The 22,924-nt window shown below is 44.3% G+C and carries 22 protein-coding genes, 1 other RNA gene and 1 pseudogene; 16 read left to right on the forward strand and 8 right to left on the reverse strand.

Annotated elements, in window-relative coordinates; translation table 11 throughout:
- Positions 1 to 10 precede the first annotated feature (10 nt).
- The 9 genes and pseudogenes from EXU30_RS12605 to EXU30_RS12645 all read left to right on the forward strand — a co-directional run bounded on the left by EXU30_RS12605 (position 11) and on the right by EXU30_RS12645 (position 9,342).
- Positions 11 to 1,090 (forward strand): pilus assembly protein PilM, encoded by a 1,080-nt coding sequence (locus tag EXU30_RS12605; RefSeq protein ID WP_130600567.1) that lies wholly within the window; start codon positions 11 to 13, stop codon positions 1,088 to 1,090.
- Entirely contained in the window at positions 1,078 to 1,659 is a 582-nt protein-coding gene (locus EXU30_RS12610; RefSeq protein ID WP_130600569.1) for a PilN domain-containing protein, read from the forward strand. Before EXU30_RS12605 ends, EXU30_RS12610 begins: the two co-directional genes overlap by 13 nt.
- Complete coding sequence (locus EXU30_RS12615) at positions 1,656 to 2,282, forward strand: type IV pilus inner membrane component PilO (protein ID WP_130600571.1); 627 nt, start codon at positions 1,656 to 1,658, stop codon at positions 2,280 to 2,282. Before EXU30_RS12610 ends, EXU30_RS12615 begins: the two co-directional genes overlap by 4 nt.
- Positions 2,272 to 2,790, forward strand: coding sequence for a pilus assembly protein PilP (locus EXU30_RS12620; protein ID WP_207234067.1), 519 nt, complete (start codon positions 2,272 to 2,274; stop codon positions 2,788 to 2,790). The genes EXU30_RS12615 and EXU30_RS12620 overlap by 11 nt, the downstream gene beginning before the upstream one ends.
- 21 nt (positions 2,791 to 2,811) lie before the next feature.
- Positions 2,812 to 4,856: pseudogene (locus EXU30_RS12625) on the forward strand (type IV pilus secretin PilQ).
- Between the two features lie 323 nt (positions 4,857 to 5,179).
- Positions 5,180 to 5,695 carry a shikimate kinase AroK gene (gene aroK / locus EXU30_RS12630; protein WP_130600575.1) on the forward strand — a complete coding sequence of 172 codons (516 nt, stop codon included), beginning with the start codon at positions 5,180 to 5,182 and terminating at the stop codon, positions 5,693 to 5,695.
- A 10-nt stretch (positions 5,696 to 5,705) separates the two neighbouring features.
- Complete coding sequence (gene aroB, locus EXU30_RS12635) at positions 5,706 to 6,785, forward strand: 3-dehydroquinate synthase (RefSeq protein WP_130600577.1); 1,080 nt, start codon at positions 5,706 to 5,708, stop codon at positions 6,783 to 6,785.
- A gap of 17 nt (positions 6,786 to 6,802) precedes the next feature.
- The gene (locus EXU30_RS12640) at positions 6,803 to 8,395 is read left to right on the forward strand and encodes an AAA family ATPase (RefSeq protein WP_130600579.1); all 1,593 of its coding nucleotides are present in this window, start codon (positions 6,803 to 6,805) and stop codon (positions 8,393 to 8,395) included.
- A 107-nt stretch (positions 8,396 to 8,502) separates the two neighbouring features.
- The gene (locus EXU30_RS12645) at positions 8,503 to 9,342 is read left to right on the forward strand and encodes a Dam family site-specific DNA-(adenine-N6)-methyltransferase (protein WP_130600581.1); all 840 of its coding nucleotides are present in this window, start codon (positions 8,503 to 8,505) and stop codon (positions 9,340 to 9,342) included.
- A gap of 49 nt (positions 9,343 to 9,391) precedes the next feature.
- On the opposite strand, the gene EXU30_RS12650 is transcribed toward EXU30_RS12645, so the two are convergent.
- Entirely contained in the window at positions 9,392 to 9,574 is a 183-nt protein-coding gene (locus EXU30_RS12650; protein WP_130600583.1) for a DUF2970 domain-containing protein, read from the reverse strand.
- Positions 9,575 to 9,586: 12 nt separating this feature from the next.
- Positions 9,587 to 9,946 (reverse strand): hypothetical protein, encoded by a 360-nt coding sequence (locus tag EXU30_RS20400; RefSeq protein ID WP_207234068.1) that lies wholly within the window; start codon positions 9,944 to 9,946, stop codon positions 9,587 to 9,589.
- Positions 9,947 to 10,382: 436 nt separating this feature from the next.
- Here EXU30_RS20400 and rpe point away from each other — a divergent pair, with 436 nt between their 5' ends.
- The 3 genes from rpe (at position 10,383) to trpS (ending at position 12,856) form a co-directional block, all read left to right on the forward strand.
- On the forward strand, positions 10,383 to 11,054 hold the full coding sequence (gene rpe, locus EXU30_RS12660) for a ribulose-phosphate 3-epimerase (RefSeq protein WP_130600585.1): 672 nt from the start codon (positions 10,383 to 10,385) through the stop codon (positions 11,052 to 11,054).
- An 83-nt stretch (positions 11,055 to 11,137) separates the two neighbouring features.
- Positions 11,138 to 11,836, forward strand: a complete 699-nt coding sequence (locus EXU30_RS12665; protein ID WP_130600587.1) for a phosphoglycolate phosphatase — start codon at positions 11,138 to 11,140, stop codon at positions 11,834 to 11,836.
- A 21-nt stretch (positions 11,837 to 11,857) separates the two neighbouring features.
- Positions 11,858 to 12,856, forward strand: coding sequence for a tryptophan--tRNA ligase (trpS, locus tag EXU30_RS12670; RefSeq protein WP_130600589.1), 999 nt, complete (start codon positions 11,858 to 11,860; stop codon positions 12,854 to 12,856).
- Between the two features lie 111 nt (positions 12,857 to 12,967).
- Here trpS and EXU30_RS12675 read toward each other — a convergent pair whose 3' ends face one another.
- On the reverse strand, positions 12,968 to 13,870 hold the full coding sequence (locus EXU30_RS12675; RefSeq protein WP_130600591.1) for a LysR substrate-binding domain-containing protein: 903 nt from the start codon (positions 13,868 to 13,870) through the stop codon (positions 12,968 to 12,970).
- Positions 13,871 to 14,015: 145 nt separating this feature from the next.
- On the opposite strand from EXU30_RS12675, the gene EXU30_RS12680 reads away from it, so the two are divergent.
- The gene (locus EXU30_RS12680) at positions 14,016 to 14,933 is read left to right on the forward strand and encodes a DMT family transporter (RefSeq protein ID WP_130600593.1); all 918 of its coding nucleotides are present in this window, start codon (positions 14,016 to 14,018) and stop codon (positions 14,931 to 14,933) included.
- A gap of 155 nt (positions 14,934 to 15,088) precedes the next feature.
- On the opposite strand, the gene dolP is transcribed toward EXU30_RS12680, so the two are convergent.
- The 4 genes from dolP to EXU30_RS12700 all read right to left on the reverse strand — a co-directional run bounded on the left by dolP (position 15,089) and on the right by EXU30_RS12700 (position 18,541).
- Positions 15,089 to 15,664, reverse strand: coding sequence for a division/outer membrane stress-associated lipid-binding lipoprotein (gene dolP / locus EXU30_RS12685; protein ID WP_130600595.1), 576 nt, complete (start codon positions 15,662 to 15,664; stop codon positions 15,089 to 15,091).
- On the reverse strand, positions 15,661 to 16,254 hold the full coding sequence (locus tag EXU30_RS12690) for a phosphoheptose isomerase (protein WP_130600597.1): 594 nt from the start codon (positions 16,252 to 16,254) through the stop codon (positions 15,661 to 15,663). The genes dolP and EXU30_RS12690 overlap by 4 nt, the downstream gene beginning before the upstream one ends.
- A 108-nt stretch (positions 16,255 to 16,362) precedes the next feature.
- Positions 16,363 to 16,689: a YraN family protein gene (locus EXU30_RS12695; RefSeq protein WP_130600599.1), complete on the reverse strand. Its 327-nt coding sequence runs from the start codon at positions 16,687 to 16,689 to the stop codon at positions 16,363 to 16,365.
- 28 nt (positions 16,690 to 16,717) lie between these two features.
- Positions 16,718 to 18,541: a penicillin-binding protein activator gene (locus EXU30_RS12700; RefSeq protein WP_130600601.1), complete on the reverse strand. Its 1,824-nt coding sequence runs from the start codon at positions 18,539 to 18,541 to the stop codon at positions 16,718 to 16,720.
- 88 nt (positions 18,542 to 18,629) lie between these two features.
- On the opposite strand from EXU30_RS12700, the gene rsmI reads away from it, so the two are divergent.
- Together rsmI and rnpB are read left to right on the forward strand one after the other, a co-directional pair.
- Positions 18,630 to 19,472, forward strand: coding sequence for a 16S rRNA (cytidine(1402)-2'-O)-methyltransferase (rsmI, locus tag EXU30_RS12705; RefSeq protein ID WP_130600603.1), 843 nt, complete (start codon positions 18,630 to 18,632; stop codon positions 19,470 to 19,472).
- A gap of 77 nt (positions 19,473 to 19,549) precedes the next feature.
- Positions 19,550 to 19,917: RNase P RNA component class A (gene rnpB / locus EXU30_RS12710), an RNA gene on the forward strand.
- Positions 19,918 to 20,113: 196 nt separating this feature from the next.
- Here the strand turns inward: rnpB and EXU30_RS12715 are convergent.
- On the reverse strand, positions 20,114 to 22,237 hold the full coding sequence (locus EXU30_RS12715; RefSeq protein WP_130600605.1) for a TonB-dependent siderophore receptor: 2,124 nt from the start codon (positions 22,235 to 22,237) through the stop codon (positions 20,114 to 20,116).
- Between the two features lie 441 nt (positions 22,238 to 22,678).
- Between EXU30_RS12715 and EXU30_RS12720 the strand changes: the two genes are divergently transcribed.
- Positions 22,679 to 22,891: a hypothetical protein gene (locus tag EXU30_RS12720; RefSeq protein WP_130600607.1), complete on the forward strand. Its 213-nt coding sequence runs from the start codon at positions 22,679 to 22,681 to the stop codon at positions 22,889 to 22,891.
- The last annotated feature ends 33 nt before the right edge of the window (positions 22,892 to 22,924 follow it).

Here is a 22,924-nt window from a genome sequence, read left to right on the forward strand (position 1 = left end):
ATGAAGGACTATGCTTTCTAAATTATGGAAGCGTCAGGCTCCACAAATGGTGGGGATCGATATCGGATCCCATGAGATCAAAGCCATTTTGTTGAGTAAGACTGCGGATGGATACAAGATTCAAAATTACTTGACCGCGCCAGTGAGAAAAGGCGCTGTTGTCGATCATGAAATTCGTGATGCCGAAGCCGTACAAGAGTCATTAGAACAAATAAGGCGCGGCCTCCCTAAATCTGCCAAATTTGCCGCTGTAGCAGTTTCAGGTTCTGCAGTGATGACCAAAGTGATTTACATGGATGCCTCATTAAATGAGGAAGAAATGGAAGCGCAAATTGAAATTGAGGCAGATAACCTCATTCCTTATTCCCTCGATGAAGTTAGTATCGATTTTGAAACCTTAAACCAAAATGCATCAGATCCAACCAAGGTAGATGTGTTGTTGAGTGCGTGTCGCACCGAGAACATTGATTCACGTATCGATGTGCTTGATATGGTTGAACTCGATACAAAAGTAGTGGATGTCGAGGCGTATGCGTTAGGACGCTCGGCTGAGCTTATTTACGCTCAATTACCAGATGGCGCGAAAGAGTCCTCAATAGCCATGGTAGACGTAGGTGCCAATATGACCACGTTTGCAGTTGTTGAAAATGGTGAGACTAGCTTTATTCGCGAGCAAGCGTTTGGTGGTGAGCTCTATACCCAATCTATTTTGTCGTTTTACGGCATGACTTACGATGAAGCCGAGTCGGCTAAGCTTGCCGGAGAGCTGCCGCGCAACTATATGTTTGAAGTGTTATCTCCATTTCAAACTCAGTTACTGCAGCAAATTAAGCGCACTATTCAGATTTATTGTACTTCAAGCGGTAAAGAGAAGGTCGATTACATCGTGCTTTCTGGCGGTACTGCTACCCTTGAAGGTATGGCGGGACTTATCACTTCCGAACTCGGCGTTCATACCATTGTCGCAGATCCTTTCCAGGGCTGCTTGCATGCTGAAGACAGTGTTAAGAATGATGTGCAGCCACATATCGGTAAATATATGGTGGCCTGCGGACTTGCGTTAAGGAGTTATGCTCAATGGCGAACATAAACTTACTGCCTTGGCGTGAAGAGGCCAGAGAGAAGCAAAAACGCGATTATATTGGTGTTTTAGCGCTAGTTTTTTTGCTTACATCATTAGCTATTTACCTGTTTTTAGGCTTTATTGAACTTGTAACTGATGATCAGCGCCAACGTAATGAATACCTAAACTCAGAGATTCGCTTGTTAGATAAGCAGATTGCTGAAATCCGCAAGATTACCGAACGTAAGAAGGACATTGAGCGTCGAACTGAGATTATCTTAGACCTTCAGCAATCGAGTAATTTGCCGACACATGTATTAGATGAGTTAGTGCGTATTGTGCCTACGGGCATTTATCTTTCGAGTATTGAGAAGAAAGGTAGCTTACTGTGGATAGAAGGTCGCAGTGAATCAAATAACAATGTCGCTAACATGATGCGTAAAGTGAAAACCTCTAATTATCTGCACGACCCGAGTATGCAGTCGATTGTAACTCAGAACGAAAATTTGAGACAGTTACAACGTTTTAGACTCAGAGTAACCATTAAAGAACTGGAATCTGGGCAAGGGAGTGATGCTAAAGGAGCGAGAAAATGAATCTCGATCTAGACCAGTTTAATGATATTGATTTTGAGAACATAGGTTCTTGGCCAAAGCTAGTTAAAATAGTTTTTGCTGCGTTTTTATCGATTTGTGTTATTGCTGCTAGTTACTATCTGTTTATTTCAGATGCAATTGACGTGATGGAAACTGAGCAACGTAAAGAGCAAGAGTTACGCACAGATTTCGAAAATAAATATCGACTCGCAGCTAATCTAAAGTTATACCGTGAGCAGTTGGTCATCATGGAAGCGCAGTTCGCTGAGCTATTAAAGATGTTGCCATCTGAAAATGAGATGCCTGGCCTGTTAGACGACGTGACCTTTGTGGCGACAGATTCAGGTTTGCGGATCAATAGTCTTGATTGGGAAGAAGAGATCGTACGTGATTTCTATATCGAATTCCCTATCAAAATGATTGTTGAGGGTGATTATCACCAGCTTGGACATATGGTTAGTGGTATTGCGAAATTGCCACGTATTGTGAGCTTGCATGACTTTGTAATTAAGCGTGGTGAAAGCGGCAGTTTATCCATGGACATCTTGGCAAAGACCTACCGATTCAAAGAAGGTGCTGAGTTATCAACAGAAGCGAAAAAGGGGGTAAATAGTGAAATTTAAGCCTCTTTTAGTCGCCCCACTGGTATTTTTAACCGGCTGTATTGGTGATCATAGTGATCTGGAATTGTTTGTAACCACAACTAAAGCGCAGCATGTGGCACGTATTCCACCGCTTAAAGAAACGCCTAAGTTTGAGCATTTTGCATATCAAGCAGAGTTAATGCGCAGCCCGTTTGTTCCACCTTCAAGGGAATTAACTGAAGAAGTCATTGATACATCAAAGGATTGCTTACAACCTGATTTGAAGCGTCGTAAGAGTCGCCTTGAAACCTACGCATTGGATAACTTAAGAATGCGAGGCACTTTGAGCGAAGATGATGAAATCTGGGCGCTGGTTGAAACCGCTGACTCAAGTGTTTATCGAGTTGGCCAGGGAGAGTATTTAGGTCTTTACCATGGTCGTATCGCAAAAGTGACACCTAAATACATTGAGATTCTAGAATTAATTCCTGATGGTTCAGGTTGCTGGGCAGAGCGTCCAAGTAGCTTAGAGCTTTCTGGACAATAACGTGCGAAGGATGAGGGAATAATGAAATCTTCTGCCACGACAAAAACACGCAAGAGCGCAACTATCCTTAAAACACTGTTTAGTGTCTTTTTAGCTGTTGGCGTGTTACCAAATGCACTTGCTGCGAATCGTTTACTTGACGTTAAATATCACACTGTTGTTGATCATCAATTTGAAGTTGAATTGGTGTTCGAGTCGGATATTGGCGATCCTCAATTAGACCTATCTGCAAAGCCAACTGAAATCAGCCTAAGTTTTGACGATACAATCTCAAACTTAGCAAAGGACGACCTGCCGATTGATTTAATCGGTGTGGAGTCTATTACCACTAAACAGGTCGCTGATGATCTGAAGGTGACAGTTGCACTAAATAGTATCAAGCCATATCAAGGTAAGGTTGTAGGCAATACTTATCGTTTGACGATTAATGACGATGTGATTGATCAGTCTGCAGGTCCTAACCCGTTCGTTAATGCTATTGATAGCATCGATTTTCGTCGCAACCAAACCGGTGGTGGTGAACTACTCATTAATCTGAACAATCCAACCGTTGCAGCTAATGTTGAGCAGGTTGGTGCGAAACTTCAGGTTAAGCTATACAACACAGGCATTAGTGACGACCTACTTTATGTTATGGACGTTCAGGATTTCGCTACGCCTGTCACTAGTTTTGAAACCTTTAAAGAAGATCTAACTTCGCGCATCTTAATTGATGTTGAAGGTAATTATGAGTTTAACTCAAAGCAAGATGGTAACGTTTTCCAAGTAAGCATTAACAAGGTTGAGCGCGTCTCGGTTACTAAAGAAGATAAGAAGTACAACGGTAAATCGCTATCGCTAAACTTCCAAAATATTTCTGTTCGTACCGTGCTGCAGATTATTGCTGATTACAACAATTTCAACCTGGTAACCAGCGATACTGTTGAGGGTAACATTACCCTGCGTTTAGACGATGTGCCTTGGGATCAAGCGCTGGATTTAATTCTGCAAACTAAAGGGTTAGATAAGCGTATTGAAGGTAACATCTTGATGGTTGCGCCAGCTGAAGAGCTTGCGCTGCGCGAGAGCAACGACCTTAAGAATCAACAAGAAGTAAAAGAGCTAGCACCACTGTATTCTGAGTATATTCAGATTAACTATGCCAAAGCGGCTGACATTGCAGAGCTACTTAAGAGTGAAGGCTCAAGCTTACTCTCTAGCCGTGGTAGTGTGGCTGTGGATGAGCGTACCAATACATTATTGGTGAAGGACACGGCTGAGATTCTAGAGAATGTTCATCGACTTACAGACGTATTGGATATTCCAATTCGTCAGGTATTGATCGAGTCACGCATGGTGACTGTAAAAGACAATATCTCTGAAGATTTAGGTATTCGCTGGGGATTACCGATCAGCAAGGTACTAAAGGTACGTCTGGTTCGCTAGAAGGTGCTGAGTCAATTGCTGCAGGCCTAGTTCCAGCCTTGAATGACCGCTTAAACGTTAATCTGCCATCGGCTGCAACTAACTCTGCTAGTATCGCATTCCATGTTGCTAAGTTATCTGACGGTACGGTTTTAGACATGGAGCTAAGTGCGTTAGAGCAGGAAAACAAGGGTGAAATTATTGCAAGCCCACGTATTACTACTTCTAACCAAAAGTCAGCTTACATTGAGCAAGGTGTCGAAATTCCATATGTTGAGTCTGCTTCGAGCGGTGCAACGTCAGTAACCTTTAAAAAAGCGGTGCTTTCACTTAAGGTGACACCACAGATTACACCAGATAACCGTGTAATCCTTGATTTAGAGATTACTCAAGACTCGCAAGGTGAAACGGTGCAAACGGCAACAGGTGAAGCTGTTGCCATTGATACTCAACGTATTGGTACCCAAGTGCTGGTTGATAATGGTGAAACTATTGTTCTTGGTGGTATTTACCAGCAGAACCTGATTAGCAGTGTTAGCAAGGTTCCTGTACTGGGCGACATTCCACTAGTCGGATTCTTGTTTAGAAATACCTCAGATAAAAATGAGCGTCAGGAATTGTTAATTTTCGTCACGCCTAAGATTGTATCTGAAGAGCTGTAACGAATGACTAGCCACCTCGGCTAAATGATAGACTTAGTAAAGCCAACCTTAGGGTTGGCTTTTTGCTGGCAAAGACTCACGCAATGCAAGGTTTAATAACTAGCATCCAATGCAGTTAAGCGCCATTAATCTTTTTCCTATCAACGCCTTGTACAAGGCTACTAATAAAAATTTCACATAATTCGGATGATGACTTGCCAGCAATAGGGCATAACTGAGATAATCCCCGTCAAGTCTCAATAGAGCAAGGTAATATATAGGTCGGCTTTCATCGAAAAGTCGATAAGGCACTCTTTTCAAAATAAGATTCAGACGTATCCGAAATGGCTGAAAAACGTAATATTTTTCTGGTAGGCCCTATGGGCGCAGGCAAGAGCACAATTGGTCGCCACTTGGCGCAAATGCTGCATTTAGATTTCCACGATTCAGATCAAGAGATTGAGAAGCGTACAGGCGCAGATATCGCCTGGGTTTTCGATGTCGAAGGCGAAGAAGGCTTTAGACGTCGCGAGGCGCAAGTCATCGCAGATTTATCTGAAAAACAAGGTATTGTACTGGCAACCGGCGGTGGCTCTGTACAAAGCAAAGATATCCGCAACTTTCTCTCTGCTCGCGGTATCGTGGTATACCTTGAAACAACCATTGATAAGCAAGTTGCACGTACTCAACGTGACAAACGTCGCCCACTTCTTCAGGTTGACGACCCAAGAGAAGTACTAGAGAACTTAGCTGAAGTCCGTAACCCTCTGTATGAAGAGATTGCAGACGTTATTGTTAAGACTGACGAGCAAAGTGCGAAAGTCGTCGCAAATCAAATCATTGATCAATTAGGCTTTTAGGAACGGTTTTATGCAACAAATTAAGGTCGATTTAGGTGAGAGAAGTTATCCCATTTTTATTGGCCAAGGTTTGATGCATCAAAGTGAGCTGTATTCGCAAACCCTAGCGAATAAAAAAGCGCTGATCGTCACTAATGACACCATTGCCCCTTTGTATGTAGAACTACTCAAAGCGGCTTTGGTGGCATGCTCTAGTGTTGAGTCTGTAATTTTACCTGACGGTGAACAGTTCAAAGACTTAATTCACTTAAACCATATCTTTACTGCATTGTTAGAGCACAATTTTGCTCGAGACTGTGTCATCGTTGCCTTAGGCGGCGGCGTCGTTGGTGACATGGCAGGTTTTGCTGCTGCAAGCTATCAACGCGGTGTGGATTTTATTCAAATTCCAACCACATTATTGTCTCAAGTTGACTCCTCAGTAGGTGGAAAAACAGCGGTCAATCATGCGCTTGGCAAGAATATGATTGGTGCGTTTTACCAGCCTAAACAAGTCATCATAGATACAGATTGCTTAAAAACCTTACCAAAGCGCGAATTTGCTGCGGGAATGGCAGAAGTGATCAAGTATGGTGTCATTTGGGATGCAGACTTTTTCCAATGGCTAGAAGATAACGTTCAACTTTTGCAATCCTTGGATGCTAAGGCGCTAAGTTATGCGATAGAACGTTGCTGCCAAATTAAGGCGGAAGTCGTAGCACAAGATGAAACCGAGCGTGGCGTGCGTGCTTTGCTTAACTTAGGGCACACCTTTGGTCATGCCATTGAAGCTGAAATGGGCTATGGCGTGTGGTTGCATGGTGAAGCTGTTGCTGTCGGTACGGTTCTTGCTGCACAAACGGCGAATCGTTTAAATCTCATTGATGAGTCAATTGTTTGTCGTATTCGAGACATTCACAGTGCGTTTGATCTTCCGGTCCTAGCGCCAGATTCAATGAATTTTGACAGCTTTATAAAACATATGCGCCGCGACAAAAAAGTACTCGCGGGTCAAATACGCTTAATTTTGCCGACATCCATCGGCACCGCTGACGTATTTGGTGATGTTGCAGAATCTCTTCTTCAACAGGTGATTGAGCACGGCGCATAAACCTTATTGGTGAGCATGTGTCGGCTGAACATTTTTTACTGTTACCCACTCAAGAATCGGTAGTTAACCGCTTACAGCATTTGGCAAGCTATGGTGAGCAAGTCACCGTGCTTTGTGGCGCCAAAGGTTCGGGAAAATCTACCCTAGCAACAGTATTAGCGACAGAACTAGACGACCACAATTCGGCTTTGATTGTGTGTCCTGCTCATGTAGATGCCGCAGAGATCAGACGCAAAATATTGGTGCAGTTACTCAGTGCGCCAATTTTTGATGACGAAGTTCCATTGCCCGAAACCCTACTCAAAGTTCAATCTAGCCTGCAAAAACCACTGCACATTATTATTGATGATGCTCACCTGCTGCCGCTAGAAATATGGGTGGAATGTATTCTGTTAAGCCAGCTATGCTGCGCAGGTAAGCTGGTTACCGTCACTTTGACTTGCTTATACGAGCCTTGGAGTGCGCTATCCACTCAGCTTGGGCAATCAATGGCTGAGCATCTACTGCAGGTAGATGTTGACCCTTTGCCCATTGCTGAGCGCGAAGGCTTGTATCGAACTTTGCTAACACAAAGTGGGCAATCACCATTTATCCCTAGAGAGATTGTCAGTGGCAAACTAGAGAAGCAATTGGGCAGCCCTGCTGAGGTGATTGAGTTACTAGGTGTTGCTTTAGCTGAGCCAGAGGTCGAGGTGGCAAGGTGGCGCCAATGGCTAAAGCCAATACGCAATGTGGCAATAACAATGGTGATTACCGCTATTGCAGTGTTTGGATATCTGTATCAAACAGGACAGGGCTTAAATGAGCTTAATTCCTTACCTGTAGACAGTGCTGCAAATCAGCCTGTAAAAAACAGCATTGAGCTTACTGCACTACAAACTCTGCAACACAAGCGGGCGCAGCAAGCGAACCTAAACTGGGCAAGCCGCTTATTTGAGGTTGAAGGTGAGCAGGTGAGTTTATCAATTCAACCGAATTTACTTGGGTTATTGCATGTTGAGTCAAGGTTTGACGCAGATGAGATAGTTCAAGCGCAAGTCATTGCCAAGGTAAAAGCACCTATAGTCGAGCATGAGTATGTAGAGGAGAACAACCAAGTTGACGCTCATCTCCTTGTAGCTGAACCGGTTAAGCATGAGTTGGTAAATACTGAGACTCCCATGAATAACTCAGTTAATGATCTGGTTAATAGTGAGAGTCAGGAGATTGAATTGCAGTACGGTACACCTGAAGAAGGCTCTGTCATCGCTGCTAACTCTGCCCAAATCTCACAAGATGAGCTTGCAGAAGTTGAGCTCGCAAGCGCTGAGCCGATTGAGACACTTACAGAGCAAGATAATCGTGTGCCACGCAATGGTTATACTTTACAGCTGGCCAGTGTGACTCAGCAAAAATCACTTAAGCCATTTTTGTCAGCTCTGGCAAATGATAGCAGTTGGTACTTAAGTGAGCATAAATCTAAGTTTGTGTTGTTTGTTGGTAATTTTGCTTCGGCAACAGATGCCAGCGAAAAAGCTAAGCAGCTGCAAAGTGAGTTTGGCTTTGCAGCGCCTTGGGTGCGCAAGTGGCAAGATTTATCAGATTATCAAATTTCGTCCAATCAGCTGTAATACCAAGCAATTTAATTGATATTTAGCGGTGATAAATCAGGGTAAACAGAGTACAATCGTCACCTTTGAATTTTGGTGAAAAACCGTTTTTGGCGCAACCCCATTTAATGAATACTAAGCACAGAGCCTTCCTTAAATGGGCAGGTGGTAAATACAAACTGGTTGATGAGTTAGCTAAACACTTACCTAATGGTGAGCGTTTGGTGGAGCCATTTGTGGGTGCTGGTTCGGTATTTTTAAACACTGACTATGACAGTTATCTACTTTGCGATATTAACCAAGATTTAATCCACCTATACGAAATTGTAAAGTCGCGACCGGATGAATACATCGTGGCAGCGAAAGCCTTGTTTGTTGAGAGCATGAATAACAAAGAGGCTTACTACAAAATTCGTGAAGAGTTTAATCAATCCAGCGATCCTTTCCTGCGCTCAGTTTACTTCCTATATATGAACCGTCATGGTTTCAATGGTTTATGCCGTTATAACCGTAAAGGTGGCTTTAACGTACCGTTTGGTTCATATAAGAAACCTTACTTCCCTGAGCAAGAAATTCGCTACTTTGCTGAAAAAGCACAAAAAGCCGAATTTAAGTGTATTGGCTACGAACAAGCTTTTGAGTTAGCTCAAAACGGTGATGTTATTTATTGCGATCCGCCATATGCTCCCTTGTCGACGACAGCAAGCTTTACTACCTATGTGGGTAAAGGCTTCTCTCTTGATGACCAGGCATTATTAGCGCGTCATTCGCGCCATATTGCCCATAGAAGTAATATTCCCGTGGTGATCAGCAACCATGATATTCCGTTAACACGAGAGCTATATCGAGGGGCAAATCACGCCACAGTTGCTGTACAGCGTAATATTAGTCAAAAGGGAAGCGGGCGTAATAAAGTTGATGAAATCATTGCTTTATACGACCACCATTATCAGGATGAAGAGTATTAAGCTTAGCGATTTTACCCTATCTAGCTCAGTTAAAGCTGCGTCTTGGCAGCTAATTAGCTAGCACTAACTTAACCACTAAAATCAACCCTAATACAAAACACAGCGCAAGGATAATTCCCATAACAATAAAGGGAACTGGGGATTGACTGCTGAAGTCGAGCTCACGTCTTTGTTCGGTTTGCACACCAAAAAACGCAGCAAGAGTGCTGGTCAACACCTGCCAAAAGTTCATGATATTCGAGCGCTATTCAGCGTGGTTTGTGTTACTTGGAAGATCTGAAAGGGGTTTATCTTCGTGTCCGTGCAGTAATTCGATAAGATCGATAAAGTGGAATTGAGTCGAGCGGCTGTTGCCTGTTAACCAGCTACCCCAACTTAAGTCGGTCACTTCAGATGCGCATCGGTTATTAGGGTGACTGCTTGGTAAGCTAGTGTTGTAGGTTGTACCAGAATCACACACACAAGCTTTGGTTTGTAGGTTTTCGCTCTGAGCATTATTGAAGCTAAATGCTACCACGCTGCCAACAGCCGCAAACGCGAAAGCGGGCTTAAGTAATTGATTACTAAGCTTTGATAATTTCGTGTTCTTGTTATGTTGTTCCATAGCGAAATCCTTGCTGTGTTGTTGGCAAACGTTCAATACAGAATAAACCTATATAAAGTAGGCATATTATAGCAAAGCCGTATAGAGAATGAACACAGTTTGTTGCATATATTGTACTTTTTGCGTAGATACTCTTTGGTAGAATTCGCTATCTGTTTACGTTTTGTAGTTTTTTATCCGGTACACCATAGATTATTGCGTCTTACTTTAAACAATTCACTCGAATGTCCAGTACGTTGCCAGTATATGAATCGGTTCAATTTTTTTCATGTCACTGTGCATAAATATGCGATTAGCTCACCACGGGAAAGAGTGTTGTGTAATAAAAACGGCAATCTTTACTAGAGCACTTGGGGCGCAAGGGGTAAAATAGCGCGCAATTTACGGCGTTATTTACAGAGCCGCGTCACTTATTTTCAAGCCTTTAGGGATCACCATGCGTCCATACTTAATTGCTCCATCGATTTTATCTGCAGACTTTGCTCGTTTGGGTGAAGACGTTGATGCTGTACTCAAAGCTGGTGCAGATGTTGTGCACTTTGATGTGATGGATAATCACTATGTGCCAAACTTAACTATCGGCCCTATGGTGTGTAAGGCGCTTCGTGATTACGGTGTGACAGCTGATATTGACGTGCACTTAATGGTAAAGCCGGTTGATCGCATCATTCCAGATTTCGCTAAAGCTGGCGCATCTATCATTACTTTCCATCCAGAAGCTTCTGAGCACATTGATCGTACGTTGCAACTGATTAAAGAATCAGGCTGTAAAGCTGGCTTAGTCTTTAACCCGGCAACTTCACTACATTACCTTGACCATGTTATGGACAAGCTAGATGTGATTTTACTTATGTCAGTTAACCCTGGTTTTGGCGGGCAGTCATTTATTCCATCGACGTTAGATAAGCTGCGTCAAGTCCGTGAGCGTATTGACGCCAGCGGCTATGACATCCGCCTTGAAGTTGATGGTGGTGTTAAGACCGACAATATTGCTGAAATCGCCGCCGCTGGTGCTGATATGTTTGTAGCGGGTAGCGCTATTTTCAATCAGCCTGACTATAAAGCTGTGATTGACGATATGCGCGCTGAGCTTGCAAAAGTCGGATAATTTTATCGGTTCTCAAAGCTGTTGCTGCCAACGCGCCGCCACAGCTTTGTTGTCTTTAAAGCTAAAGCTTTAAGAGGTAGACAATGACTCAGTTTAATAACATTAAAGCCATCGCATTTGATTTAGACGGCACTCTGGTTGATAGCGTGCCGGATTTAGCCGCGGCAACCAATGCCACCTTGGTTGAATTATCGCTACCTAAAACGAGCGAGCAGCAGGTGCGTTCCTGGGTTGGTAACGGCGCACGGGTGTTAATGCAACGCGCGCTACAATTTGCTAAGCCTGAGTTAGCGCTTGAGCAAAATAAAACCCAGCTCGAAGATATGTTAGCTACTGTGATGCCGCGTTTTATGCACCACTATGGCCTCCACCTAGAAAAGCACAGCAATCTTTACCCTAACGTGTTTGATACGCTAACTAAGCTCAAGCAAGCTGGCTATAAGATGGCCATTGTCACTAACAAGCCATATCAGTTTACCATTCCACTATTGAAGTCATTTGCAATCGATGAGTTCTTTGAAGTGGTGCTTGGTGGCGACTCACTTGAAAAGATGAAGCCAGATCCGCTGCCTCTTAATCACTTATTAGCGCATTGGCAACTAACAAATGAGCAGCTTTTGATGGTTGGCGACTCGAAAAATGATATTCTAGCCGCCCAAGCAGCAAATGTAGCGGCGATAGGGTTGACCTATGGCTATAACTACGGCGAACATATTGGATTAAGTTCACCAACAGCCGTGTGCGAAGATTTTGCGCAAGTTGGCGAGTTACTTTTAGATTAATTTTATTGGAGCAAGACTTTCATGACTAAACCCATCGTTTTCAGCGGCGCGCAGCCTTCAGGCGAGTTAACCATAGGTAACTATATGGGCGCACTACGTCAATGGGTATCAATGCAAGATAGTCATGATTGTATCTACTGTGTGGTTGACCTACACGCCATTACCGTGCGCCAAGACCCTAAAGCACTGCGTGAAGCCTGTTTAGATACGTTAGCACTGTACCTTGCTTGTGGTGTTGACCCTCAAAAGAGCACAGTATTTATTCAGTCTCATGTACCAGAACATGCGCAACTTAGCTGGGCATTAAACTGTTACACCCAAATGGGCGAGCTTAACCGCATGACCCAGTTTAAAGACAAATCACAAAAGCACGCCAACAACATTAACGTGGGTCTATTTGGTTATCCTGTATTGATGGCGGCTGATATCTTGCTATATCAAGCAAATGAAATCCCAGTAGGGCAAGATCAAATGCAGCATCTTGAGCTTACCCGTGATATCGCTAACCGCTTTAACAATGCTTACGGCGACACTTTCACCATCCCACAAGCATTTATGCCTAAGCAAGGTGCTAAAGTGATGTCACTGCAAGATCCAATGAAGAAGATGTCTAAGTCAGACGATAACCGCAACAATGTGATTGGTCTGCTGGAAGATCCTAAAGCTATTCTAAAGAAAGTGAAAAAAGCGATGACCGACAGTGAAGAGCCGCCAGTCGTGCGCTTTGACCAAGAGCAAAAGCCAGGTGTTTCTAACCTAATGAGCTTAATGTCGGGCTGTAATGGTCAATCAATCGAGCAGATTGAGAAAGACTTTGAAGGCAAAATGTACGGTCACTTGAAAGTGGCAACCGGTGAAGCCGTTGTTGCTATGCTAGAGCCAATTCAAGCACGTTATAAAGAGCTGCGCGCAGATACAGCTTACCTTGATCAGGTGATGAAGCAAGGTTCTGAGCAAGCACGTGTTCGCGCGGCCGCTACGCTAAAAACCGTTTATGAGAAAATTGGTTTAATCGTATAGTCAGCTAATCATTTGAGCCCAGGTATTTGGGTTCAACTATTTGGGCTCAATTTATTCGGCTCAAGCATTTCGACTCAACTGAAGTGAGCTAAAGAGATATCAAGCCAGCATCTACAAGATGTTGGCTTTTTTTTCGTCTGCAACTTGTTGTTCAAGCCATTTAATAAATGCCGCAATGGCCGGATGTTTTTTATGCCTATGCTTACACAAGAAGTTGAACTGAAAGTCGGTGAATACATCGGGCAAATTCAGCGCCACCAGTTTGCCTGATTTGATGTCAGTTTCGACCATAAAGTCTGACGCCAGTGCGATGCCTTGGCCTGCGGTTGCCGCCTCAATCGCTAACAGCACATGGCTGAAAATATGCCTTTGCTGCTCGTCTGGCAGGCTAATTTGATTTTGCTGCTGCCAGGTGTCCCAATCTAACCCCTGATCTGGCTCATCCACGACCAGCAACGACTGCTTGCCTAACCAGTTGGTATCCACTTGAGTGACAGTTTCAATCAACTCTGGGCTACAAACAGGGATCAGTCTTTCATTGTGTAAGGTGGTTTGCCAAAAGCCGGCTTGGTTGCTGCGCCCGCAGATAAACATATCTGCTACTGAATCCGTCAGCTGTGGCTCGTCGGTGATCATATTGAGGCGGATATTGTACTGCGGATAGCTTTTTTTGAATTCACCTAAACGCGGGATCAGCCATTTAATCGCAAATGAGCTAAATACGGCTAAACGAAGGTTTAGATTCTGTTCACCCGTCACCTTCATGCTTAAGTCATTAAGCTGATTGAATATGCTTTCAAGCTCACTAAACAGCAGCGCGCCTTTTTCTGACAACTTGAACCCTTTGCCATCGCGAATAAATAACACTTCGCCAAAGTAGTTCTCTAGCTGCTTAATTTGATGTGACACCGCACTTTGGGTGACACACAGCTCAGTAGCTGCGTGGGAAAAGTTGAGATGTCTTGCGGCAGCTTCGAATACTTGCAGCGCTCTTAGTGGTGGCAGTTTACGCATGATGTGTTGACTTTTTGTTGTTTTTTAACTTATCTAATAACAAGTTATTTAAGTATTAATTTAATTCATACTCTGACAAAAATCATCATTTTTTTAGTGCTTGGTTGATCGCTACTATAGCCGCCTGATTGAGTTGGGGGTAAAGATGAACAAGGCTGTAATGATGGGCATGGGATTGTTAATCCTAGGCAATGTATTTAGCGCATTATATGACGTATCGGTCAAGTGGTTGCCTGATGGCGCCGATGCCGCGAGTTTCTTATTAGTACGACAATGTTTGTCGGTATTAATGGTGTTGCCATTTTGGTTGGCGAGTAAAAATACCGCGACTAAACACTTTAAGCTGCATTTCTTCCGCTCAAATTTAGGTTGTATTGGCGCAGTGTGTTTCATCATGGGATTAATGATGTTGCCGCTTGCTACCGCGAGTGCCTTGTTCTTTTCTGGCCCTATTATGATTATGGTCATGGGCGCGTTGTTTTTAAAAGAAAAGGTATCGCCAGTGCAGTGGGCAACCATTACCTTAGGCTTTATTGGTATTTTGATTTTGCTGCGCCCAAGTGAAATTAACTGGTATGGCGTTATTGTGCTCGTTGCAGCTTTTACCTTTGCAGTTGGTCAATTAACGCTGAAAGGGCTGCCAAAAACCGAGTGCCCAACCAACGCGCTAATGTATTACAACCTACTGAGTATTCCGCTAGTGCTCGTGATGACCCAGCTATTTGGCGGTATTTCAATATCTTGGGAAATGGTTGGCGTAGCCTTACTAAGTAACACTTTCTTGCTGACCTATCATTGGTTTTGCGTATTAGCTTATCGTCAAGCACAGGCGAGTGATATTGCCATTGCTGAGTACACAGGATTACTGTTTTGCGTATTCCTTGGTTGGTTGTGGTTTGATGAATGGTTAGATGCATTGAGCTGGTTTGGTGCGGCGTTAATCGTGTTGCCGTCACTAGTATTGCCTTGGTTGGTCGCTAAAGCACGTAAGCTGTCTAAGCAAGCAAAAGCGTTAGATGTATTGCCCGAAACTGACGTGAGCTTGGCGAAAACAGCTGACTAGCTTTACAAGAACTGCTTCAAAAGAGCTAGCTTCACAAGAACTAGCTTCATCTAAAAGCGATAGCTACTAAAAAGGCACCGCAAGGTGCCTTTTTGTTGTCTGTTGTATGTCTTAGCGCTATATACCTTAGCAACAGCGTCTTAACTGCATAACAATTAGCTCGTCGGTTCAACGTACTCGAATACTTTAATCACTTTACGCACACCAGTAGTGTTACGTGCAATATCAACCGCAATATCCGCTTGTGAGCGCTCAATTAGGCCAAGTAAAAAGACTTCGCCATTTTCGGTGACCACTTTAACTCTAGTGATATCCAAATCATTGTTGTTGAGCATTCTGGTTTTCACCTTGGTGGTGATCCAGGCATCGTTACTGCGACTGGTAAATGAGGTTGGATTACCAATGCGGATTTGATTGTGCAGCTTACCGCCAATCTCTAAGCCTTGAACTATGTTTACTGCGCGGTCACGCAATGCTGAACTCGGTGCTTGACCAATTAGCAGTACATTGGTGTTAACCACTACGCCAGAGATATTAGTGCGCTCGCTAAGCTCTTTATCCTGCGATAAAGCGTTAATGATATTAAACCCAGCATCGGTATCGTTAAACTGGGTCATCATGCTGCGCTCATCATTTGCCATTTTTGCGCCGCCGACAGCGCCAACCATTAGCGCGCCCGCACAGCCTTGCAGCAATAAAGCAATCGTAATGAGTGCAGCAGGTTTTATCATGCTTGCTCGCCTTGCGGGAATAGTGTGCGGTCGATGTTGTCACATAGGCAGTGAATAGCTAATAGGTGAACTTCCTGAATACGCGCAGTCACATTAGACGGCACACGGATTTCAACGTCGCTATCACTCATTAAGCCAGCCATCGCACCGCCATCTTTACCGGTTAGGGCAACAATGGTCATATCGCGGCTAAGTGCTGCTTCCATTGCTTTGATGACGTTGCCAGAATTACCACTAGTTGAAATGGCAAGCAAGATATCGCCAGGTTGGCCCAGTGCTAAAATCTGCTTAGAGAAGATTTCATCATAGCTGTAGTCGTTGGCGATAGCTGTAATAGTTGAAGTGTCACAGCTTAAGGCGATTGCTGGTAGCGGTGGACGCTCAATTTCATAGCGGTTAAGTAATTCAGCTGAGAAATGCTGCGCATCGCCAGCGCTACCGCCGTTACCACAAGATAGAATTTTCTTGCCATTGAGTAGGCACTGCACCATCATTTCGGCAGCTTTTTCAATAGACTCAGGTAGTGCTTCGGCTGCATCGATTTTGGTTTGAATTGATTCAGTAAAGCTATCTTTAATTCGATCTAACATTTGATTGTCCTTTATTGAGCATATCTAAAACTGCGATATGCGAGCATATTGGCGCTATGATGCCACAAATTGTGACTATATTTTACGCCTTGCGTTAGCAATTTGAGCTTAAAAGCACCCTTTTAGCCAATTAATGTCATTAGCAGTGATAGCCATAACATCAAAACGGCAGCTAGGGTTAATCTTGTTTTGCTGCAAATAGTGGCTTGCAGCCATTCTAATTCGGCGGATTTGTGCCTGGCTTAATGCCTGAATCGCACCGCCAAATTGGCTTGAAGAGCGATACTTAACTTCGACAAACACTAAGGTTTGTTGTTCCCGCATGATAAGGTCTATTTCACCAAACGGATAAGACACATTGGCTGCAACAAAGCTTAGGCCTTGTTGCTCAAGGTAATGTCGAGCTTGTTGCTCCGCCGCTTGTCCTTGATTCACCTATTAGCCTTATATTTATGCTTGTGCTTTAAAGCGGCTTTAACTGGCCGTTACGGTACTTGCCCCAGGATAGCTGACGCTCTAATACGCCTTCAGGTGTGACGGTTAATATACCGCTGCGACCATTGTGTTGATACCCAGGGAAGGCGCGCATTTGCGCTAGGCGATTGATGAGTTCAAAAGCGTCATAACCCATTACGTACAAACGCTTTTTGCTGTTATTCCAGCTGCCCCATAATTCAGACACCATGCGGGTTTCGTTACTGCTTTGCATCAGCCATGGAATGTCACTTAATAAGGTGCCATTTAACTCAGGGACATTTTGACTGCCGCGAGTCGTCACTCGGCCTCGACTGCTGGTATACAAGGCAATTGGGCGTGAAAATACGCTAAAGTTCACATCTAAAAATGGCTTAAGCAAGATAAGGTCTTTAGCACCTGAAATCATATAAATGGCGTCGATATCCTGACGAGAGCGGAAGTCAGCTTCAAGCTTACTGCCTAAAATTTGCTTCATACGTGAGATGCGCTCTTGGCTGTCTTTAACACCTAGAGCGGCTTGCACGGTAACCTTCATTTTATCGCCAGAATCAAAATAGTGCACTTCTACCTGCTCTTGGGTTTGCTCCTGCCACTCTTGAATAAAGCTATCGGCCATGCGTTTACCAATGCTGTCATTACTGGCAAAAATTAGCGGTTTTTTAATGCCGTCATTCACCATTTTCAGCGCCGCATCACTTGCCTCTTGAGTCGGAGACAATGAATAGAAGAACTGATTTGGGTTTTGGCTTGCTTCATCTGGCTGGTTCAAAAACAGTTGTGGGGTGGTAATTTCAAGCTCTTGAGTGATATTAAGGGCTTGCTCAACGTCCTGATTAAATAGCGGCCCAATGATAAAGTCGCTGCCGTTTTCCTGAGCTTGCTGATAAGCGTTAGCGATGCCGTTTTCGGTATCGTAAAAACGTACTTCCACGCCTTGATTATGCTCAGCTAAATAGCTGGCAAGAATGCCTTGGCGAATCGGCTCAGCAACACGCGCACGCTTACCTGAAAGCGGCAGCATTACAGCGACATGTTGTGGGTTAAAAGGTCTGGCGCTTAGTGCATTTTCCAGATCAGTCGGTAGCTTAATCGCGCCTGGATGGCTTGGGTTTTGTTGTTGCCATTCACCTAGGTATTTTACTAATTGGCTTGGCGCCACAGCATAGTGTTTAGCAATATAAGTTAGTTGCAGCCAGCCTGAAAAAATCGGATTGCTAGTGTCATTCATAAAGGCTTTTAAAGTTTCTTCATGTAGTGGCTGCAAGCGGTGCCAAATATCATCATTAACTAATACGGCTTCTGACTTAGGCAGGTATTGGCTTAACAGGCTCAGTTGGCGCACTTGATCAATAGGCTGCTGGTTTTGTTGGTAAAGCTTGGCTTTGTATTGATGGTAAGTCGCCATCTGCCATTTAGGTAAGCGCCACTGACTTGGGTAATTAAATTGCTGAAGCGCCGCAGCAGGAGACTCGGTTTTATCGATAATGCGCGTGCTTAGATATAAGTGCTCAGCGTTAATGGTGTCAACCGTGACCATGGTTGCACGCATTGAAGTTAGAATAGATTTAGCTGCCGCTACATTGCCATCATTAATATAGGCATGGGCCGCAAGCAATAAATAACGGTCGCGCTCTTCAGCGACTTGAGTGAGCTTAGCCTGGTTTAAATAAACGTTGGCGGAATGTTCAACTGATACCAAAGAAGTATCAATCTTGGCGGTTGGCTGCGGGGTTTTGCTAGCACAGGCAGCTAAAAACACTGATAATAGCGCCACACAAACGATTTTTGCTGTTGTTGGTCTTTTCAACACAAGGCTTCACTCTGTTAAAATGCTGGCAATAGTTTAACCTGCTCTTTCAATTGGCGAAAGTCTCAGGTCCATTGATTATGAGGTAGTTATGGAGCTCACCACCGCTCTTTACATTGTGCCGACTCCGATCGGTAATTTAGATGATATCAGCACTCGCGCTTTAGATGTATTAAAGCATGTTAACCTCATTGCCTGTGAAGACACGCGCCACAGCGGTAAGTTGTTGAGCCATTTTGGTATTGAAACCCGCAAAACCGCCTTACATGATCATAACGAGCGTGACCGCGCCAAGTGGATTGTGTCGCAATTAGCCGAGGGACACTCGGTTGCCCTAATTTCTGATGCCGGCACGCCCCTCATTTCAGACCCTGGCTACCATTTAGTGAATCATGTGCGTGAAGCTGGGCATAGAGTGATCCCTCTGCCGGGAGCTTGCGCGGCGATTACGGCATTAAGCGGCTCAGGCTTACCATCTGATAGATTCTCGTTTGAGGGCTTTTTGCCAGCTAAAGAAAAAAGCCGCTTAGATAAGCTAAATGCCCTTAAAGAAGACCCTCGCACCTTGATTTTCTATGAATCTCCGCACCGCATTGTTCATAGTCTAGAGTCCATCGTTACCGCTTTTGGCAGCGAACGTGAAATTGTGATGGCCCGTGAGCTGACCAAAACCTTTGAGACCTTTTTGTCAGGTAGTGCGGCAGATGTTCTACAAACTGTGAAAGATGATGCTAATCAACAGCGCGGCGAAATTGTACTTATGTGTCATGGTTACCGCAGTGAAGAAACCAGCGAGTTCTCGCCTGTGGTAATTGATACTTTAAAAATTCTTTGTCAGGAATTGCCATTGAAAAAAGCTGCAGCGCTAGCAGGGCAGATGTACGACATTAAGAAGAATGCCTTGTATAAATACGGTTTAGAAATCGGCCTATAACTCTATGTTTGCGCCGATACTTGGCAGAAACAAAGATTAAGTTGGTGTGATGGCAAGGCTTAAGCTATAATCCGCGCCGAGTTGGCCAGACAGTTGCTGCGTTCGCAAGAACGGGGAGGAAAGTCCGGGCTTCATAGAGCAGGGTACCAGGTAACGCCTGGGCGGCGTGAGCCGACGACAAGTGCAGCAGAGAGAAGACCGCCAGCACTGTTTTTACAGGGTTGGTAAGGGTGAAAGGGTGCGGTAAGAGCGCACCGGGCCACTGGTAACAGTTGGTTGCAAGGTAAACTCTACCCGAAGCAAGACCAAATAGGGTTCCACTACTATTTATAGTTAATGCGTGGCTCGCGTTGGAACCGGGTAGGTCGCTCGAGCCTGTGAGCGATTGCAGGCCTAGACGAATAACTGTCCACGACAGGACCCGGCTTATCGGCCAACTCACTAAATTCAAACGAAAGCCCTCGCAGCGATGCGAGGGCTTTTTGTTTCTCAAATTGGCTCGAATAAAAGAGATAGACGAATAACTGTCCACTCCACCCTTGATCAAGAACTGGCGGCTTTCGGCCAACTCACTAAATTCAAATGAAAGCCTTCGCAGCAATGCGAGGGCTTTTTGTTTTTAGCTTGTCAGCAAGCGCGCTTTAAAAAGCGTACTTGACGCTTGCTTTAAATGAGCGTGGTGCGCCAGGCATTACCCATGCGTCTGAGTAAGAGTTGGCGTAGTATTCTTCGTTAAGAATATTGTCGATGTTGAGGTTAACTTCTAGATTATCTGTGATCTGTAGGTTGGCAAATAGGTTAACCACAGTGTAGCTAGGTAAATCAAAATCCTGCTCGAGGAAGTCACCTAATTGCTTGCCAACGTATTTCACCAAGAAACCACCGCTACCTTCATAGCTGGCGATATCAGTATAGTGACGCACCATGATGTTACCGCTGTGCTTAGGTACGTTGCCAAGGCGTGCGCCTTCTTCAATTACATACCAGTCCCAAAGGGTGATCTCTTTGGCGTTCTTAGCATCAATGTAAGCATAAGCCATCGACACTTCAGTATTGTCGGTAAGGTTGTAAATCATATCGAACTCAAAACCTTCACTGGTGGCCTCACCAATGGCTTCGGTTGTGCCATCACCATTTGGGCTACTCGCAAGAATATTGCGTTTTTCAGTGGTGAATAGCGAAGCTGTGCCCGAGAATCCATAGCTACCAAGATCCCACTTCATTCCGATTTCGTAAGACTTACTTTCCTCTGGGTCGTGACCATTACCTTGTGCATTGGTACCAGAGTTCGGGCGGGCACCTTCAGAGTAGCTAGCGTAAATGCGTGCCTGTTCAGATAGCTCATAAACCAAACCTAGACGAGGGTTGAAGTATGATTTTGAGGTGCTGGTTTTGCGGTTGTTATCTAATCGATAGGTAATATCTTGCGTGAAATGGTCATAGCGCATGCCAAGCATAACTTTCCAATCATCTGATAAGTCGATTTGATCTTGAACATAAAGGCCTTGACCGCTTTGCTCTTCAACGTCAGAGGTGTTGTCGATCATATCTGGCAAAACGTCACGATATACTGGGTTATCGTAATCTACTGCGTAGTCAGCCGCAGTGTCGTCATTTCCCTTGCCGTGGCGGTAACGTAAGATGTAGCGGTCTAATTCATACTCGTATGCATCACCACCAATTAATAGATTGTGGGTTAGACCAAACAGCTCTGCCGAGCCACTAAATTCAAAGCGAGCGGACAAATCATTGGCGTCAAATTCACGGTAACGGCGTTGACGCACTACTGTGTTAGTGTCTGCATCGTACCATCTAGGCTCAGTCACACTGCCTTCAAATGATGAGGTGCGGTAGCTTAACCCTGCCATTAATGCCCAATCGTTGGAGAAGTCATGCTGCATTTGTAACTGGTGGCCAAGGGCTTTAATTTCAACAGGACCATCAGCTGGCTCGCCATAAAAACGTGAGCTTGAGAAGTCTTTGCCTTCTACGTGCACAATACCACGGTCCATATCAGCTTCTTGATTGAGGTATTCAAGTTCATAGCTGACGATGGTGTCTTTACCTAGCTGATACAAGAATGAAGGTGTAAGTACGGTTTTCTTTTTGGTGACCGTGTCACGGTAGCTTTCAGCATCTTCATAAGCACCGTTAATACGAAATGCTAAATCTTTAGTTAGCTCGTTAGTGTAATCGCCTTCAGCACGGTAGGTATTGAAGCTACCACCGGTTAATTTGAAGTAACCTTCCTCGAAAAACTGCGGTTTCTTGGTAATGATGTTGACGGTACCGCCTGGCTCACCGCGCCCGTATAGCGCTGAGCTTGGGCCTTTCATGACTTCCATGACTTCAACGTTTGACATATCACGGTTACCGCTAAAGCCGCGACCTGCGCTAAAACCGTTAATTAGGTAACCCGATGGTAGATTTTCATCGCCCGCGAAGCCGCGGATTGCAAACATGTCCCATAAGCCACCAAAGTCATTTTGACGCGTAACACCACTCACTAGCTCTAATGAGTCTTGTAAACTGGTGATCCCCACAGCTTCTAGCTTTTCAAAGGTCACTTTTGAAATGGCTTGAGGCAGATCTTTCTCTTGCACGTTACCGCGATACGCTTGACGTAAGCCTGTCACTTCAATGACTTCAACATCTTGATCTACATTGGTTGTGGTTTCTGCGGCAAAGGTGGTGCCGGGTATCGCTAGCGCGGCGCCGATACAAAGACTGAGTGTCTTGAGTGGGCTCTTGAAAGCATGTTTCATTTGACGAACTTCCTTATTTGGTTTGCCTGGGCAAACTCAGTTTGTGTTATTGAAGCAAAGGTTGTTGCTTCAATGATTTGTCGATTCCAACGCCCTAATTCTACTGAGCATTGAATTTGCTAAATGAGATTTATTTCAGGTTTTGACAAAAACGGCGGGAGTATAACAGTAAAATGATATAAGGTAACATTGTTAATGTAAGTTTATGTGATCTTTGCGTTTTGGATTGCGTGTAGGAGTTGGATATTTGGGCTTGTGTTGATTTGCTTGGAGTCTGGCTTGAATGTTACATAATGTAGCAGCCTCTTGAGAACACAGTCGCTGCTTTGGTATGTTGCATAACTGTTGTGTTTAGCTGTTTTCAGCTGAGTTGGTATCGCAGCTGCATTGTATTGTCGTATGAAGTGTTCACGGAATTTTGCATAAAAAGGACTTTTAATAATGGCTTTGGATGTATCGGTTTTTGGCTCATTTATCCTGCTGTTCATGGTGATAATTGGGCTTATTAGTTATTTTCTCGGTAGACGAAAAACAAACCACCCAATAATTACTGCGGTGATTGGTATGTTCGTGAGTTTTATTCCATTTGCAGGATTGATTTACGTGGCGTTTTTGGCGTTGAAGCAAGATGTTAACCATGGCTCAGTGAGCTAATACTTAAAATTTAATCTGCAATAGGTATCGAGA

The sequence above is a fragment of the Shewanella maritima genome (assembly GCF_004295345.1).
Classification (GTDB): domain Bacteria; phylum Pseudomonadota; class Gammaproteobacteria; order Enterobacterales; family Shewanellaceae; genus Shewanella; species Shewanella maritima.